This is a genomic window from Cellulophaga sp. 20_2_10, assembly GCF_023476645.1.
GTDB lineage: Bacteria > Bacteroidota > Bacteroidia > Flavobacteriales > Flavobacteriaceae > Cellulophaga.
In genome coordinates this window covers 1-17003 of record NZ_JAMCOJ010000020.1, presented here as the reverse complement: position 1 = coordinate 17003, position 17003 = coordinate 1, and the positions used below count along the sequence as shown (strand labels likewise).

The 17003-nt window shown below is 31.2% G+C and carries 14 protein-coding genes and 2 pseudogenes; all 16 read right to left on the bottom strand.

The annotated features are described in order from the left end of the window. Positions 1–478, bottom strand: a pseudogene (locus M4I21_RS17920) (hypothetical protein); the annotation flags it as partial. Further along, positions 478–3309 (bottom strand): hypothetical protein, encoded by a 2832-nt coding sequence (locus M4I21_RS17915; protein ID WP_249560607.1) that lies wholly within the window; start codon positions 3307–3309, stop codon positions 478–480. The pseudogene M4I21_RS17920 and the gene M4I21_RS17915, both read right to left, overlap by 1 nt. Before the next feature lie 2 nt (positions 3310–3311). Further along, positions 3312–3794, bottom strand: a complete 483-nt coding sequence (locus M4I21_RS17910) for a DUF4280 domain-containing protein (RefSeq protein WP_249560606.1) — start codon at positions 3792–3794, stop codon at positions 3312–3314. Between the two features lie 11 nt (positions 3795–3805). Continuing rightward, positions 3806–4030 carry a hypothetical protein gene (locus M4I21_RS17905; RefSeq protein ID WP_249560605.1) on the bottom strand — a complete coding sequence of 75 codons (225 nt, stop codon included), beginning with the start codon at positions 4028–4030 and terminating at the stop codon, positions 3806–3808. 297 nt (positions 4031–4327) lie between these two features. Then, positions 4328–4882, bottom strand: a complete 555-nt coding sequence (locus tag M4I21_RS17900) for a hypothetical protein (protein WP_249560604.1) — start codon at positions 4880–4882, stop codon at positions 4328–4330. Positions 4883–4892: 10 nt separating this feature from the next. After that, positions 4893–5858, bottom strand: a complete 966-nt coding sequence (locus M4I21_RS17895) for a DUF2931 family protein (protein ID WP_249560603.1) — start codon at positions 5856–5858, stop codon at positions 4893–4895. Between the two features lie 55 nt (positions 5859–5913). Continuing rightward, positions 5914–7392, bottom strand: coding sequence for a phospholipase effector Tle1 domain-containing protein (locus M4I21_RS17890; protein ID WP_249560602.1), 1479 nt, complete (start codon positions 7390–7392; stop codon positions 5914–5916). A gap of 27 nt (positions 7393–7419) precedes the next feature. After that, positions 7420–8028, bottom strand: coding sequence for a hypothetical protein (locus M4I21_RS17885; protein ID WP_249560601.1), 609 nt, complete (start codon positions 8026–8028; stop codon positions 7420–7422). Further along, entirely contained in the window at positions 8028–8540 is a 513-nt protein-coding gene (locus M4I21_RS17880; protein WP_249560600.1) for a hypothetical protein, read from the bottom strand. The genes M4I21_RS17885 and M4I21_RS17880 overlap by 1 nt, the downstream gene beginning before the upstream one ends. A 106-nt stretch (positions 8541–8646) precedes the next feature. Then, the gene (locus tag M4I21_RS17875) at positions 8647–9423 is read right to left on the bottom strand and encodes a hypothetical protein (RefSeq protein WP_249560599.1); all 777 of its coding nucleotides are present in this window, start codon (positions 9421–9423) and stop codon (positions 8647–8649) included. A gap of 107 nt (positions 9424–9530) precedes the next feature. Further along, positions 9531–12473, bottom strand: coding sequence for a hypothetical protein (locus tag M4I21_RS17870; RefSeq protein WP_249560598.1), 2943 nt, complete (start codon positions 12471–12473; stop codon positions 9531–9533). 13 nt (positions 12474–12486) lie between these two features. Next, positions 12487–13008, bottom strand: coding sequence for a DUF4280 domain-containing protein (locus M4I21_RS17865; RefSeq protein WP_249560597.1), 522 nt, complete (start codon positions 13006–13008; stop codon positions 12487–12489). A 10-nt stretch (positions 13009–13018) separates the two neighbouring features. Beyond that, positions 13019–14011 (bottom strand): hypothetical protein, encoded by a 993-nt coding sequence (locus tag M4I21_RS17860; RefSeq protein ID WP_249560596.1) that lies wholly within the window; start codon positions 14009–14011, stop codon positions 13019–13021. 29 nt (positions 14012–14040) lie between these two features. Continuing rightward, complete coding sequence (locus M4I21_RS17855; protein WP_249560595.1) at positions 14041–14649, bottom strand: hypothetical protein; 609 nt, start codon at positions 14647–14649, stop codon at positions 14041–14043. A 68-nt stretch (positions 14650–14717) separates the two neighbouring features. After that, positions 14718–16430 carry a zinc metalloprotease gene (locus tag M4I21_RS17850; RefSeq protein ID WP_249560594.1) on the bottom strand — a complete coding sequence of 571 codons (1713 nt, stop codon included), beginning with the start codon at positions 16428–16430 and terminating at the stop codon, positions 14718–14720. A gap of 1 nt (position 16431) precedes the next feature. Next, positions 16432–17003, bottom strand: a pseudogene (locus M4I21_RS17845) (Vgr family protein); the annotation flags it as partial.

Genomic DNA, 17003 nt, shown 5'->3' with positions numbered 1-17003 from the left:
TAATAGATTCTTCTTTAGATATGCTGTAATTTTTCCAATCTGGCACTTTTACAACCTCTACAAGCATAGCGCTGCCTTTTTTTAAGGTGTTCATATAAGGCTGATCTTCTCCAAATTCTTGTTGTAGTAAATCTCCATAGGGGTACATGCGTATGGTAACCTTTTGTGTACCACTTTTTAATATACCTCTGTTTATTTTTATGGCTGTAGCCAGTTTACCACTTCTGTAATATTCTTTTATGGGGATGTCATTTACCAAAATCTCGTAGGTACAATACTCTTGATTTATACGCAGTAAATACATAGGTTGCTCATTATAATTAGGCATAGCTTGCCACATTTTATCTGTAACATTATGTATGGTAATACTGTCTTGGTCTGCAGTGTTCATATTTTTGGTAGTTTTAGTGTTTTGTGCGCAGCTTGTTAAGGTTGTAGCACATAATAGTAATATTATATATTTTTTAAAAATCATCATTAAATTGTTTTAGTTGCAGTATCAAACACTGGGATAAGTTTTCCTGGAATTACAAATTCAGGAATTAGTTTTAGTACTACAGGTTTAGTTTTTCCATCATTATCTGTACCGTTAGATACATCTTTTTTGTAATCTCTTTCTTTCTCATACTCTACTTTTATTATAACTATTACCTCCCCAATCAAGCCTGTAAAGATATAATTATCGCGGTAATGTGGCATTTTTAATAGTCCTGCTTTTGCACCAGGTCCAGTTACCACATCTTTTGGTGTTTTAAATGACTGACTTACAATATTTTCTGCTGCGGCAACAGCGGCGGTAACAATATTATAACTATAAGTACGCTCAAAATAAAGGTTGCCAGTTAGTGCGGCACTTACTTCTGCTTCTGCAGATATATCCGCAAATTCTTTACCAGTCCAATCCTTTAAAAAATCTGGAATATATCTATTTAGTTTACTGTATGCTATTTCTCTGTCTTCTAATGTGGCATCAATTCTTATGTAGGCATTTATTCCTTGTTTTTTTCCAAAAGTTACTTCTCCTTTATCTAGGTAATGGTTAATGCCATCAAAAAGATCAAAAGCTTGTGTGTCTATGTTTGTTTTTAAATTTATATGCGCGTCATAATAACCTTCAAAACCAACAATCATCTCTATTTGTGGGCCAAAATGTTTTTGAATAAACTCACTGATACTTTCTTCAATATCATCTTGTATTTCGTAGACTTTGTTTCTTAGGTCTCTTAAATCAAAACCAACAGAGATTTTTCCTTTAGCTTGCTTTGTTGGCATAAGCTTCCCTTTTATTGGGCTAACTATTGATTTTACAGTTTGGATAGTTCCTACAATACCATGAAAATCTTTAAAAAAACCTCCAAGACCAGTAATGCTAGAAACAAACTTTCCTATAGTGTACTTTTGGTAGTCACCAATAGCAAAAAGTGGGGCGCCTGTAATTGTAATTTCTGAGATTAGGTTTGTAGAGCCATCTTCTTGTTTTTTATAGCCAGAGCCACTAGATATGGCTATTTGGGGCATTACAAGCTTTAAGCCTTCTTCATTTTTGTTATAAGTGTTAGCCCCTGCCATACCTGCTATTGTTCTAGATATTTTAAATACTTTTTGAGCCTTATCTAACAACGCTGGTAAATTTTTACCTCGTGTAAATACTAATAATAATATATCTACTAAAAGAGCTACAGCCACAGAAGCTGCAACAACTGTTTTTCCTATTGAAGGATACTTCTCTGTATAGTTTAAAACGGATGGATGTTTTCCTTTATCATCGTAGCTGTACAGTGCATAACAACCAAACTTAAAATCCTTTGCAGTAACTCTAACGTAACTAGTTACAATATTTATTGTGGTTTTGTTGATGTGGAGGTGATTAAGTAAATCTTTTATAAAAAAGTTTTGCTCATCTATCCAGTTTACAATTATTTCAATATCACTGTCAAAGCCACCATCATAAAGCGGAAGTTCTAGGTCTTCATAATAAACATTATTTTTCTGTAAGTTGGAAACTATTTCTTTCCCGTATTTTTTAACAAGTTCCTTTTTTCTATCCTCAGAAATTCTTTCTTTTTCTGGATCACCCCATTTAAAGTTATATGCCCATGACACGTCAGGAACCAAGTCAAACGTTATACGTTTACTATAACGACAGGTGTTTATAGGTAAATCTACCAGAATAGTATGTAGCTCTGGTACCATGAATGTATAATGATTATATTTTAAAAAGAACTCCCATAAATCATCTAGATGTTTGTAGGGATAGGCTAAACTAACCTCTAACTGATCTTCAATTTGTTCACTAGGGCAATACTCAACGTTTAATTTATCTAGTTCTGATACATCAAAAGCTCTGAATTTATGAGATTCTCTATTTTCTATTAAGTTTAACTTACATTGGTCTGTTGCTAATTTTGACAATGTAATATTTAACTTTTTTATATTGTTACCGCCTAATATTCTTCTTTTAATATTATCAGACGGGTTAGAGCAAGCTTCTTCCTCATCAAATATTATAAATGGTTTTTCATTACCATACTCTGCTTCTATTTTAGAGTATTTACAAGGTTCATATTTTTGAGTAAAATATTCTTCGCTATGTATGGTAACAGGGGTAAGGTTGCTAGGGTACTCTTTGTCGTCATTATTTAAATAGTCTATAACAGCAACAGTAAGTAGCATATTGGCATCACTACCACTATAAATAACTCTGTTTAAGTGGGTTATAGTATAGTAAAGTATTTTTGGTTCTTTAGTGGTATTGCTTACTCTAAGATCTAGACTATTGGTGCCAGATTTTAGCAATAACTTTGGAAAAGTATGTATGGGTGTTGCAGTGTCTTTTTGGTTGTATACTTTTACAATTACATCATGATCATAAAACCCTTCTTGGTCTATTGTTAAGTATACCAATTGGTGGCTTCTACACTCTTTTACCGTCCACCCTGTATTTGTAATTTTACTATCTGCACTACAGTTAATTGTAATGTTGCCCACAGTAGAGTTATCTTCTAAATCGTCTGCACAAACAGTTATTATAGAGGGGTTTTCTTTTGAGCCTGCATTGCTTTTGCTAAGTTTTAGTTCTGCTTTTACACCACCAGTATAATCATCTATATCTACACAATTATGATTGTTTGTAATTTCCCATCTAAATTCTTTTTTAGCCTTTTTAAGCCAAAAAGTACTTGGTATGTTTTTAACTTCTAGGTCTATAGTGGTAGTTTTATTTAAATGTAAATCTACAATAGTAGGTTTGTTTGCGTCTGTAGAAGAACTTTTTACAACTTTACCATTAATAATTGTTTTTAGGTGCATACTTAGCTAACTTTAAGGTTAATGTTTTGGGCATTATCACTACTCATTGGGGTAAGAGGATTAATTTGCGCAAGTGTATCTTCATTAGCATTGCTTATATTCTGCGCTACAACTTCTGCTATTTGTCCATGGTCTGTAATTTCTACACAGGGCGCCCCAGCAATTGCACAGGTAGCCATACTGTCTTCTAACAATGGGTTACCGCTATTTTCGTCTAGGGTAATATCTTTATAAAAACCTGTCCACTCTGTAATAGTAGGTTGGCAAGGCTTGTACCCGCCAGGTGTTGGTTGTAATTTACATTGGCCAAAAGTATTTTTTTCAAAAGGTTGGCCTATTTCTTTGTTAGTGGCAATAAGTTTGTTACTCATACTACTATCATTTATATAATGTTTTGTCTGCGTGTTTACCAATAATTTATCTGGCATAGTACCTTGCATACACTTACAAGAAGCTTGGTGGCAAACTATATGTTTTTCGCTCATAGTATTATATATTATGTTAAGTGGTAGGCTTCTATGGTTATTTTTTTATCTAATTTCTTATTTAATACCAATGTTATTGTACCAATTATACTCTTTATGGTGTAATTTTTATTGCAAAACTCATAGGTAACATCCAAATCTCCTTCTAAGGGTGTGCCTTTAAAGTAGGGTAGGTCTTTATTTTTTTCTATGTCCTTACTAGATCTTTTGTCACATACTGTACCAAATTGTTGCATAACAATATTATTGTTTGCGTTTAAAAATGGTTGTATTGTTTGCTTTACTTGGTATTGTATAGCTGTTATAAAAGGGTAAAAAGGTATGTTTACTGTGTTGGATATTTCTAATTTAGAGAGGTATTTATTATATACTCCAGAAAAGTAAAGTGTAAAAAAAATATCTCGTTGTATAGCTTTCTCTATAGCAATAGTACTTTGGTAAGCTTTGTTAGCTATTTGTATTTGCTCATCAGCAAAGGGAGACTTAAAATAGTTTAAAATTTTTGGTTTTGCTTTTTCCCAACGTTTAAAAATTTATTTCTGGTTAGTTACACCTATTAACTTTCCTTTTTTATTTATTTTAGTGTTAATTGGGTATAATGGTTTTGCTAAACTTATAGCAAAATCTTCGGCTAATAAATTGGGTATTTTACAATCTACGTATACTTCATTTTTCTTTAATACAAGGTCATATGTATAATCATGTTCTTCATCATAATTTATAGCAGCAGTGTAATGTATTCTTTTTGTTTCTTTGTGTGTTTTTATATATAAAACTATGCCATAATTGTGGTTTAATATATTAAAATTACAACGTAAACTATTTTGGTTACTTAACGAAATAGGTGAGTTTAATATATTATTTTTTTTTGTTTTACTAATTTTTGCTGTTACAGGTAAAAATATTTTAGAAACGTGAAAAGGAATACCATTTGCAACAGAGATATTTTTTTTTGAACCAGATTGCTTATTGTGAAAATTACAGATTTCATTTACAGATAAACTAAACTTGTGCGCAAGAATCTCTAGGCTATCATTAGCTTGCAGCGTATAGGTATTGTATGTTTTTTTAGTTTTAACTGTATTCATTTTTTATGAATTATTCTTTCCAAAATTTGGTATCTATAGGGATTAATAATTTTTGATATTCTCCACTTTTGATATAAATTTTTACACTATCTCTGTTTTCTGAATTTACATCTATAACAAATGATACATTATCTGTATTAGTCTCATTATATGCATCTAATACTTGTTCTTTTTTAAATGTAAACACGCTGCCATAGTCTTCTCCTTCTGGAGATTGCCATCCTAAACCTATTTTATGTACACCTGCCCAGGACTGTTTATCTTGTAAAGTATTTAAATATTGATTCTTATAAGTATTTAACTCACCGTTAAGGTGGTGTGTAATTAAATATTTTAATTTTCTGCTAGGAGATTTAAATTGTAGTTGTGTAGTGTACTTTGTCTCATATGCATCCCATAACCCAAAAGGAATACCTTTTTCTTTAATTTGTTCTCTAAATTCTGGGGTAAGTTCAAAATCTAAAACAACTTTTAAAAGTTCTTCTCTTTTAATATCGGTATTACCACCTTGCATTTTTAAAAACTGAATCCAAGGTATTTTATTAGTTTCTTCTGCTAAAAAGCTAGCAACATTTACGTTGTAGCCAGGGGCAAGCATAAAAAGAGCTAGTTTACCGCCAGGAGCCATACCTACGGATAAATCAAATGAATAATCTTGTTTTTTTTCTGTCCAATTATAGCTGCCTTTACTAAAAATAGAGTCTATTTTTTTATAAGGCAAAGGAGTGTCTAAAAGGTAAAATTTGTTTTCGGTATACGAAAACCAAGCAATTCGTAAATGTTTAGGTACTTGCTTTTCTAGGTCACCAGAAATATGAGTAGATAACCCCTCTCCCCAACTATTATTTACTACTTTGCCAGATGGGATATAAATACTATTGGTTTTAGCATCGTCTAAATAAAATTCTCCTTTATAAATCTCTACAGGGTAATTTTTTGGGGCACACTCTGTAGGCATCCATTCATATTTTTTCATACAACTTGTTAAGCTTATTAGTATGCAAACAATTAGCGTTATTTTATTCATTCTGTTAATATATAGTTCTTTTTCTGTTATTAGCATAGCCTTCTGGGGCCATACCCATATCTAAAGATGCTGAAAAATGAAAATGATGATAACGTAACTTTTTAATTAATGAAATATCTTTTTGTGCAACCTCAGAACTAGTTAAATCATGCGGAATTTCATCTCTTTTCTTTATGTAATCATTTATACGTTCATTTGCTGCGCTTAATGTATCTCCAGAAATTTTAAAACTAGTATTAATCTTAGGCTTAAATAGGTTTTTATGTATTTTTTCAGCATAATCCTTCATTAAATGTAAAGGAATAAATGAATATTTATTACTAATGCGGGTTTTGTAGCCGTGTAATGTGTAATTTTTTTGTTCTACTTTACCTAGAAATTCAGATTCATAAGAGGTGTCTACTTCTGTAATTTTTAAATCATTTTTGGTATACCAGCCTTGAGAAATTAGCCAATTTTTATCATCTAAAATAATTGCTTCACTTCTGCTTGATGATAAACGAATCTTTTCTTCTTTAGCATCATTATAGCCACCTCCAATATCTGAGTGCACTCCTGGTAAATTAATTTCTACTCGTTTTGATGAAGTTAAGCTAGCGCCAGAAATTTGACGTAATTCAAAATTTTTACGGTGTTCATCAGTAGCTGTAATATGTACTGCTTTTTTTAATTTTGATGGAAGGCTTAATTGTAATTGTTTGTGATCGTTTTCATGAGAAAAAACTCCGATGGATGGTACTGTATCAAATAGTCCTGCAAAGCGTAATTCTACTTTGCTAAATTTAATTCCTTTTTCTTTTAAATAGACGCCTAAGTCACCACCATAAGTATATTCTTGGTATTCTTCGGTGCTAATTCCATCGAACCAACCATTTTCTTCATCAGTATATACTTTTTGTCCATTTTCTTCTTTGTAATTGCGCTCTAATGTTGCTTTTTTTCTGCCATTACAACTATTTAGAAAATGGCGTGCAGCCGCCGCACCACGACTAAAACCATAAGCATCTACACTAATTTTGTTGATAATAGTACCTTCATTTAGATTTATTTTATTTAATTTTTTTAAAATCAATTTAAAACTTTTTTCAGCTTTTGCCTTAGCACCAAAAAGTCCCATACCTGTTATTGTACCGTATTTAGCATCTAGGTCATCGCCACCATCTCTTGTACCAATACCTTCTACATACACATTTATGTTATGAGTTTCGTAAGCAATAATTTTATGATCACTATTTGTTTCTTGTGGTTTAACTTGCGCGTTATAGTTCATTTCTAGACGAGCTATGTTAGAGTAGTCATTTTCATAGCTTGTGTCACCTTTTGTATTAAGCCAAGTGTATTTACTATCATCATTTATTCTAGAGGTAGTATTCGCTTTATTATTTAAAGTACCATCAAAAAATACACTAACAATAACATCTATTTTATTTTCCTTTTTTTCTTCCTCGGGAGGAGTGTAGATGCCAAATTTTATACTACTCATAGTAACTTTTTTTAAAAAGATAATAGCTTACCTATTTTCTTTTAACCATTTTTTTACTTTTTCTGTTGGGGTATCTGGCATAAATTGCCCTTGACTTTCCCAATAGGGTTGGTCTACCTCTGGATAGGATGCTATACGAATTTCTTTTTTAGTTAAAGTTATATCATGCTTTACACCTTTATAGCGCAATAAAATATACCTAGAGTTAAGTTTTTTGTCAGCGTTATTGATAAGCACCTCACACTCCTTTTTTAGCACTCCTTCTTTTTTTAGAATCTCAAAAAATGTGGCTATTTCCATTATTCCTTCCACTTTTTTATAATGCCATTTTGTAATGTTTCTGTTGATGTATACCTTATTTCCTTTTGTATCTATGCCATAAAACATTAGTGCCTTATATTTTTCATCAATAATATCCCATTTTTTAGAGCTCTTGCTATATTCTAGATCTTGGGGCAAGTAATGGGTAAAGTAGCTGTCTTCTGTTGCTACAGTATTTGTATACGTATAGGGTGCTATTTTTGTAACAGTGTCTAGTGTAAAATGCTCCTTGCCCACTAAATATGGTGGTTCTTCTGGGTAACTTGTACAGGCAACTAAATGTAGAGTTAAGAATATAAGTAGTATTTTTTTCATTATATTTTTATTATGATTTCATCATAAGTTATTTTATCATCACTTTTTTTATAGTAATATAGACCATTTTGTCCTTGCTTATTTTCATACAATTGATATGTTACTTTAGAGAGGTTAACTGGGCCTCTTAAATTATACAAATTTGAGGCAGGTACCACCAAAGCAGAACCGCTAAACGCATCTGCTAGGTAGCTAATTAAACTTTGTGTCATTTTATATGCTTTAGATATGGGCAATGCGTTGGATACTAAGCCTATAGCTGTTCTTATGGTGTCAAACTCTTGTATCTTTGGATTTATAACACTATAGGGGTATGTTGTGTCATTTTCACGAGTAAATTTGCTTATTTCTTCTACAGCGGCAACAAACTCATCACTTAAATTAATTTCTTTGCCAGTACCAAATAGCAATTTTTTTTTATTAAAAAGATTATCCTTAAGGCATTTATGTTTGGCTTTTTGTTTGCTAGCCCTTATGGGTTCGCCTTTAACTGTACTAATACCAGAAAACATAGCCTAACTTTGGCGCCTATAACGGGGTCTGCTATAATACGACCTTCTAACTCCCAATCTACTATAGCACTATCACTTTCGCCATAATATGTTTTGGTTTAAACATTTAATAGACTTCTAATTTGTTAGAATCTTTTGGCATATGAAGATAGACTCCAAACCGTCTTACTTTTTTATCATCTTCACTGTATAAAGGAGATTTATTATCCGATGTCCGTAATTCTACGATTTTCCCATTTGGGTGAACATACATTTGATAATCTTCTAAAGGCATTAGATTTCCTTTACTTAGTGCTATTCTGTTTGACAATTTATCAATCATCTCATTTGCTTCTTTTTCATTATAATACATAGAAACAATCTCTCTTTGGTGTGCATTATCAAACAGTTTTTTATAGGCTTCTATATTACCATTATTAATGATTTTTCCAAAATCATTATAAAATGCAACTACTTTCTTTAGTAATACATCAGAGTCTATTTTTGTTAAATCTTTTGAAGTACTCAAATCTATTTCTTTACTGTTATATGAAATCTCAGCATTGAAATTTAAATTGTAAACGGTTCCTTCATTAATGAATTTTTGTTCGGTAAAATTTACTTTTTTGATTAAAGTAAGACCATCTATGTTTTTGATGTTATCCGTCTCATACAACTCTAGATTATATTTTTTTAAATCTTTAATAGCATCAAAGTCATTTAGCGGATTTCTTAAATTTATCAAAATGTTTTGATCTCCAGATTCAGCAATAAATGGGTTTAAAAATATAAAACCACTTGATTGCACATACCAATCTTTATTATGACGAAGCCTTACATTATTTACATAAATACTATAGGGCATAAAGCAATCATAATTTATGGCATATATTTTATTATTCATATTTGTTTTTTGTTTTATTTGAAAATTTTTATTTGCTTGTTTATTACCGCAACTATACATTAGTATTGAGGCTATTATGGAAGTTAAAATATTTAGTCGCATATTGATTAAAGTTCAATTGTAAAATTAAGTGGAGCAGCATCAATTATTTTTTTAGAAATATATGGCTTTTTACTTTTATCTTCATCTGCATTAATTTCTATGGACAACCCTATATTAACCCACGCTTCGAATTGAACTCCAGAAAAATGGCAATCTACATCTAAGTTGCCTTTATTATTTAGTTTTGTTGGTGCAGTCATAGTTACATAGGAGGTTCCTTTTACTCCTATGTCAAGTTCTGCTTGAACTTGTAGTCTTGAATCCTTTATATTAGCTTTAGCCTTAATTTTAGCACTCATCTCAATACTTCCTTCAATTCTTCCTTGTAAAGAGAAATTAGGATCTAGATAACCGTTGGTAAAGTTATACTTTAGATTAGCGTGTTTCTCATATTGTGGTTCGCCCGTTTTAGGGTCTGTCCCTGTTTTTTTGCCTACCAGCTTTATTTGCGACTCAAAAACAATATCTATTCTATAATCTACCACTAAATTCCCTCTAGAAAAGGCTTCTGCTGCCCATACTGTAAGATCCAAAACATCTAAAATAATGCCCCAAGGTTTTAACTTACTACCCAATGCCAACAGATCTAACCTTACTTTAGCGCCTATAACTGGGTCTGCTATAATACGACCTTCTAATTCCCAATCTACTATAGCACCATTACTTTCGCCATAGCCTATACCTACTCCAAAACCTATACTAGGTGCCATTAACTCAAAGCTAACAGGTAATTCTGATTGTTTTGCAATACTACGTTTTTTGAAGTTTAAATCTGTTTTTAATTTGGTATCATTAATAGATTTGGCTTCAGATACCCCTAACTTACCATCCAAAAATTCGATAATACTTGTAATAGGTGATAGCATTTTGCGGTATTTTTCCCAAAATTGTCCTCCTAATTTTATAGTATCTTTTCCGTTAACCTCACAGTGTACATATATGCCCAATTTACCTTTTTGGTTTTGGTAAGCAGAGGCTATATGTTTTTTTGTGGCTTTCTCTTGTTGCCGTTTTATGTTTCCAGAAAAGTCATCAAATTCATTGCTACTACGAGCATTGTGGGCTAATAAAGTTGGTGTTTCGTTGTAATATAAGGGTTCTTTTATGTTATAGGTAAAGTTTATCACCCATTTCATATCTGGGTACACATTTAATTTTACTACTTGGTTACTATACCTACAAGTGCTTACAGGTATAGCATAACTTTGGTATAATGTTTCTTTATTTATAATTTTTAATAGGTAGTCTACAACCCATATGTTTTTTAAATTTTTATTAAAAACACCATCTTTTAAATAGTCTTGCTCAAAGGCTAAGTAGTTAAGTATACGGTCTGCATAATCTTTGTTATATTCATAACCTAAATTCACATCAATAGAATTATCTTTAATTGTGTAGTCCTCTTCACTTATCCATTGTACAGGGAAATTTTGGGTGTCAAAAATATTTTCTTTATTATGTTTTTGTCCTTCAGCAAGGCCAACACCATCACATCTAGGTTTAGTTTTACTTTCACTTTGGTAATGTTGTGCTTCTAAACAATCTAAGGTAATAGTAATTTTTTTCTTTTTTTTATCTCCCGCTACAATTTCAAATAGGTTAATGGAGTTATCAGAATTTTTAGTAGTAATGGTATTTTCATTAAAAATTTCAATAAATTCTCTTCCTTTTACTTTTACTTGTATAGCAGAGAATTTACAGGGTTCGTCATTTTTAATGGTATATTCATTTTTTACAACCTCTGCTATCATTTTTTCTACTTCTAACTTGCGAAGGTCAAGTAATTCAGAAGTTGTATTGTAATATACGCTAAAAAACGGCATTCCTTTAAGTTCTTCTTTTGTAACTTTAGTGCTATACTCTGTAACTAGAGTCTCAGTATATGTGTTGGCAGCGTTCTCTATTTCAGTATGTGATATGCTTATTTGAAAAAAATGTTTTTTATCCCAATCTTCTTTTTCAATTTTCACTACAACTTGTTCTCCATTTGGAGCAACAACAGGTACTTTAGAACCTATTGAGTGAGAAGAAAAAATTCCATCATTAATAGGGTCTGCCTCATTACCTAATTTTCCATCTTTATTCTTATAATGTAATACTTTTACCTTTGCATAGTAGTATTTTATAAGTTGATTTTTATCATGCTTTGCTTTATCTCTCCATTTTTTCTCAATTTTTATTTCAATTGTATTATTTGTATTATATGCTGTTTGATTATCTGTATTTTCTTGCACATATCTAATAGGAGTTTTATTAACTTTTATATCTGAATCATATTCATAAATATCTATTTCAAAAATGGCAAAATCATGATAGTTAGTATTTACATTTGGTATTAAGTGTGTTTTTATAGTTAAAGATACGGTATCTCCATACCTATATGTACCTTGTTCAAAAGGGTCATTTTTATTTGCAGAAAAAGTAGTATTTAGTACTTGTGAATCTCCTATAATTGCAGCAAAAGCTCCTAGATTTGGATTAGTGAATTCGGGATAATAATTGTAGGCCTCAATCCAGTATATTTTTCCTAAATGAGCTTTATTATTAAAAGCAACTTTTACCTTTTTAGCCTTTACGTATTGTTTTAAAATACCATATTCCGCTACCGTATAACTGCCGCCTTCATTTTTCCAAGGACCCCATTGGTCATTAAACATCCCCTTAGGGTTCTTTTTAATGTTTTCTATATATTCATGATCTATGTAGCTCCATTTTACATTTTCAATGGCATTAGCGCCATCTACAGGATGTGGAATGTCTTTTTTATTAGCCTGAAGAACTCTAGGGGCATGTGCAAACTTACGTAGAATCTCAGTAAGATAAGATCGGTTATTTACATATAGTACTATGCCTTCTTCACCTAAAGGTATTTCAAAATATTGAAAGTCATCAATTATTTTATCAGGTTCTCTTTTAGCAAATATTCTTCGTAATGTTAATTTTGTCATCCTTTTTTATTTTTTAAAAATAACCATAGATATTATCGTCATGTTTGCCTGCACTAATACCCTTATAAATATCTTTTTTGTTTATTTCTGTAGGATTAACCAAAGGATTTACTTGGCATAGTACATCTTCTTCTGCTTCTTCAAAACTAGATTCTGATGGTTCACCAGTTTGTCCGTGAAAAGTAATATTAACACAAGGAGCACCAGATATTGCACAGGTAGCTTTGCTGCCTTCTAGTAAAGGATAACCACCATTGTCTTCTAGTTTTATCTTATCATAAAAGTCTGTCCATTCTGTAATATTAGGCTGGCAGGGTTTGTAACCACTTGGTGTTGGTTGTAATTTACATTGCCCAAAGGTTTTGGCCTCAAAAGGTTGCCCAATCTCTTTGTTGGTTGCCATTAATTTATTACTATTTTCTGGGTCGTTAATATAGCGTTTACTTTGTGTTTCTACAATTAGTTTGTCTGGCATATTGCCATGCATACATTCGCATTCTGCTCCCTGGCACACTAGTGTTCCTGTTAATCCCATACTGTTTATTTTAACTATTTAACCACTTGTAAAAGCGTTGTTTAGTGGTTAAACTTTTGTTTTCTTCTTTTTTTTGAGCTTTTTTTCTACGTTTTAAATCGTCTTCCATATCATTAAAAGATTGCCTTACGGTTGGCTTTTCTCTTAAGTGATATACTGTGGCTTTTATTTTTTTTATAAGTGTATCTTGGTGTATTATGCTACATTCTGCAATTGTATTTTGTAATAAAAATGAGGTGCTGTCTAAATCATATTCTACCTTTAATATGGCTTCTGTTGTGTTATTTTTCACTTTAGAGTCTAGGGTTATGTGTGCTGTATTGTAATAGGTTTTGTATTTGTTTATTTTTTGCGTTGCTTTAAAAATTAAAGGGTTTTTAAAGCTAAGTATAGGAAACTGCATTTCTACTTTTTTTTCTAAAGAGGTACTATAGCCTTTATAGATATTATGAAATAATAATGTGTAAAAAACCTCTTGTTTAAATGAGCTTAGTAAATAGTGTTTTTGCAATAAATTAGTTTCAAATTTGGTTATGTATTGAGTAAATGCTTTTCCTGTGTATTCTTTTTGTAATTGCTGTTTTACTTTTTTCCAACGCCTTATTATTTCTTCGTAATTTATAATGTCTAACAGCTCATTACTAAACGTTGTTTTTAGTTGTAAAGGGTATAAAACAGCTTGTGTTTTAATAGATAATATTTCTACTATTTTTTTTGGAGCTCTTTTATTAATAAATATTTTATCTCTTTTTATGGTATATTCAAAACATTCTTCATCTGGATACCTACGTAATGTTATTTCTGTCTCAAATTGCACTCTAGATGTTTTTTCTTTTTGTGCATCTGTAATATGTATAGTTACACCATAAGTACGAGTGTATAAATGTCCAGACAAAAGAGTAAAAGGTTCTTTTTTTATCCTTATTTTTTGGTCTGTATATAATTGGTTATCCAGAATGTTATTTTCTGTTTTGTTTTTTTCTATAAAACTGTTTTCCCCCATTCTTTAGTTCTTATTAAAATAGAATCCTTTTATTCTCTAGGTAGAGGTTTGTTTTCTCGTTTTATTTCTTTGCCTGTAATGCCGTCTAAGTAAATTGTTTCTACATTGCCATTACCAGTGTTAGGAGTATTCTCATTGTTTAATATGTAATGTTCAATAGTCCACATAGGTTTTACGTTTAACGATGCCTTAATTTTTTCTGCACTAACTCTGTTAATAGTGGTGTGCCAACCACCGTTTATATTTCCTTTGTCTAGTATGATATTATGATCTTTACAGTACTTTAGAATATCGTTCCACTTAAATTTGTATGGAGCATCGTAATTTACTTCATGGCTAAAGCTACCATCTTCATTGTAATAGTACCAAATGCCTTTTGGAAAGGCACTATTAAAGTAGACACCTTTGAATTTTATATTATTATTAGGATAAAATATTTTATTAATAAAAAAATAGGAATCTTTATTATATTCTGACGAATGATGTTGATTTTTCCCTTTCGCCATTTCTAAATATTTTTTTTCATCTAACTTAATACTTACATAAAAAGATGTACTATCTGTTTTGTATTTATTAAAGGTAGCCGTATCAAAAACCTCAAATTCTTTAGTTATTGCTGGGATGTTGTTTTGTTGCATTATGATTACTTTTTGAGCTTTACATTGATAAAAACACAGATTACTAAGTACTAATAAAATTATTTTTTTCATACTATTGAATTATTCGCTTTTTCCCATTGCCATTTCCATAAGCTACGGCGTTCTACTCCTTTATGGTGTGCGTAACCAACCAAATTATCAGTTTCGCTATATTCATAGGTGTATTTAGCATCAGAATCTGCCTCTTTATTTACGTGTGTGTGTGGTAAATTAAATGCATGTAAGAATTCATGAGCAGTAGTTTGGTTATTTTTACTGGAAAATAATACAATTTTTTTACCACTAGCATATCCGTTTAAACCACTATAGCTATTATCAAATTTAATATTACCTCCTTTTTCTCCAAAATAGAAAGCGATATATTGGTTATCATATTTCTTTCTCTCATTAGATATTTCTAATGAAGATGCTTTTGGGTTACGCAAGCGATACTCTAATTCTAATTTATCCCTTAGTTTATCAAATAAATAATCATGAACAGATATGAAACCAGTAGGTTTATTTGGGTTTACTTGATAGGATGGGGTGTATTTGTCCGAATAATAACATTTTATACTATAAGAAGGTAAGCTGGAAGAACCTGTGTTATGTGTGTAAATACCAGGTGTTGGTACACTAATAGGAGGTGTAATTCCGTTTAATGAAGGTATTGTTACTGTATTTTGGGGATTAAATTTTGGGTCGGTACTTAAATCTAAGCGTTCTTGTACTACTTCAGTTTCTATCAATGCTTGTAAGGTGTAATTTTCAATTAAATCTTTTTGATCAGTTATTACCGCTTCATTTTCTATGTTTGTGTTAAAAATAGGAGTTTTAATTGCAACTAAAACTATTTTAGCCTTTTTGCATTTAGTGTTGTCATTTGCCCATACCTTAATTACACCTGCTAATTTTTTATCTTCAGAGCCGTCTTCTTTGGTTTGGTAGGCGTATAATTCTAATTTTTGATCGGTATCAAACTCTTTTTCACATTCAATAGTAAGGTGATCATTAAGTACTTGCCTGCCTATACTTGTAGGTATTGTATTTAGATTAATAGTAAAATTATCATTAGCTTCAAAAGCGTAACGATCTGGTGCTTCGTCTGTATTTACTACTAATGAAAGTAAAGCCTTAGTATTTTTTGTGTAGCCGGATGCTATTAATTTACTATTATCGGAAGGGTCCTTTATTTGTTTTGGATATAGGGATAACCAAGCTTCATAACGATTTTGTTTACTGCCATTTGCCAAAGGGGTTGTGTTATCAGCTTCTTTCATTAAAATATCTGTAGAAACCCCTTTGTATTCAGTGTTTTTTAAAGTATTATATTCAGTTAATACTGTTTTAAAATGTTTACCCTTATAAGCATCTTCAGTTGTTAGCGTTGTAAAAGCAGCTTCTTCATAATATTTACCTACAATATCATTATAAGGTTTTTGAGGTTTTGTACCCGCCCTAGTTCTAAGTCTTTTTTCATCGATATCTGCTCTCATCCAATCAAAACCATAATTATCACCCTTCCAGTCTGTTTTTGGTCTAAAATTTACTACTGTTTTTGTTTCAGGTTCAAGTGCTGGTGGCTCTTGATATTCCCCTAAAGTTGTTCCTTCTTCCCCTTTTATATCAATAGAGGTGTTAGAATACATATTTATACTACCTTCTGTGGTGTATATGCTAACCTCTTCTGCTGTTTTAGTTAGTTTATTACCAACTTTGGTTATGTAGTTTTCTTCTACAATTTTTTGCAGGTTTTTTGCTTTTACTATAATAGATCCCATACTATTGAAAGTTAGATTGTTCTTTAGTATTGCTCTTAACTTCTTTTGCGCTATTAAAATTTAGATTTTCTACTGTGCTAGCTAAATCTAATTGACCAACAATATCTTGAGAGAGCTTAGCGGAAACATTCATATTTTCATCAATATCTTCACTCATATTGGTGCTTTTTTTAGTGAAATCTGCCCCTGCAATCTGACTAATATTAGTACCTGCCACAGTAGTTATATTTTTCCCTGCATTTTCATCAATATTTTCACCAGCATTAACCGTAATATTTTTTCCTGCAGTAATATTTAAGTTTTCACCTGCATTAATATTAATGTCTTTAAGGGCATTTATTGTTATGGTTTCATTCGCCGTGTCAATAATAAAATGATTGCCTTTTTTATCTGTTATTGTTATGCTTTCTGCGTTTCCTTTATCATTAAACTCTAGTGTGTGCCCACTACGTGTAATAATGCTTTTGTGTGTGTTGGTAGGTTTTCCACCAGCTCCTGTTTGCCCGTTAAACAGGCTGCCTAATACAAATGGTCTGTTAGGGTCGTTGTATCTAAAGCCAAGTAAAACCTGGT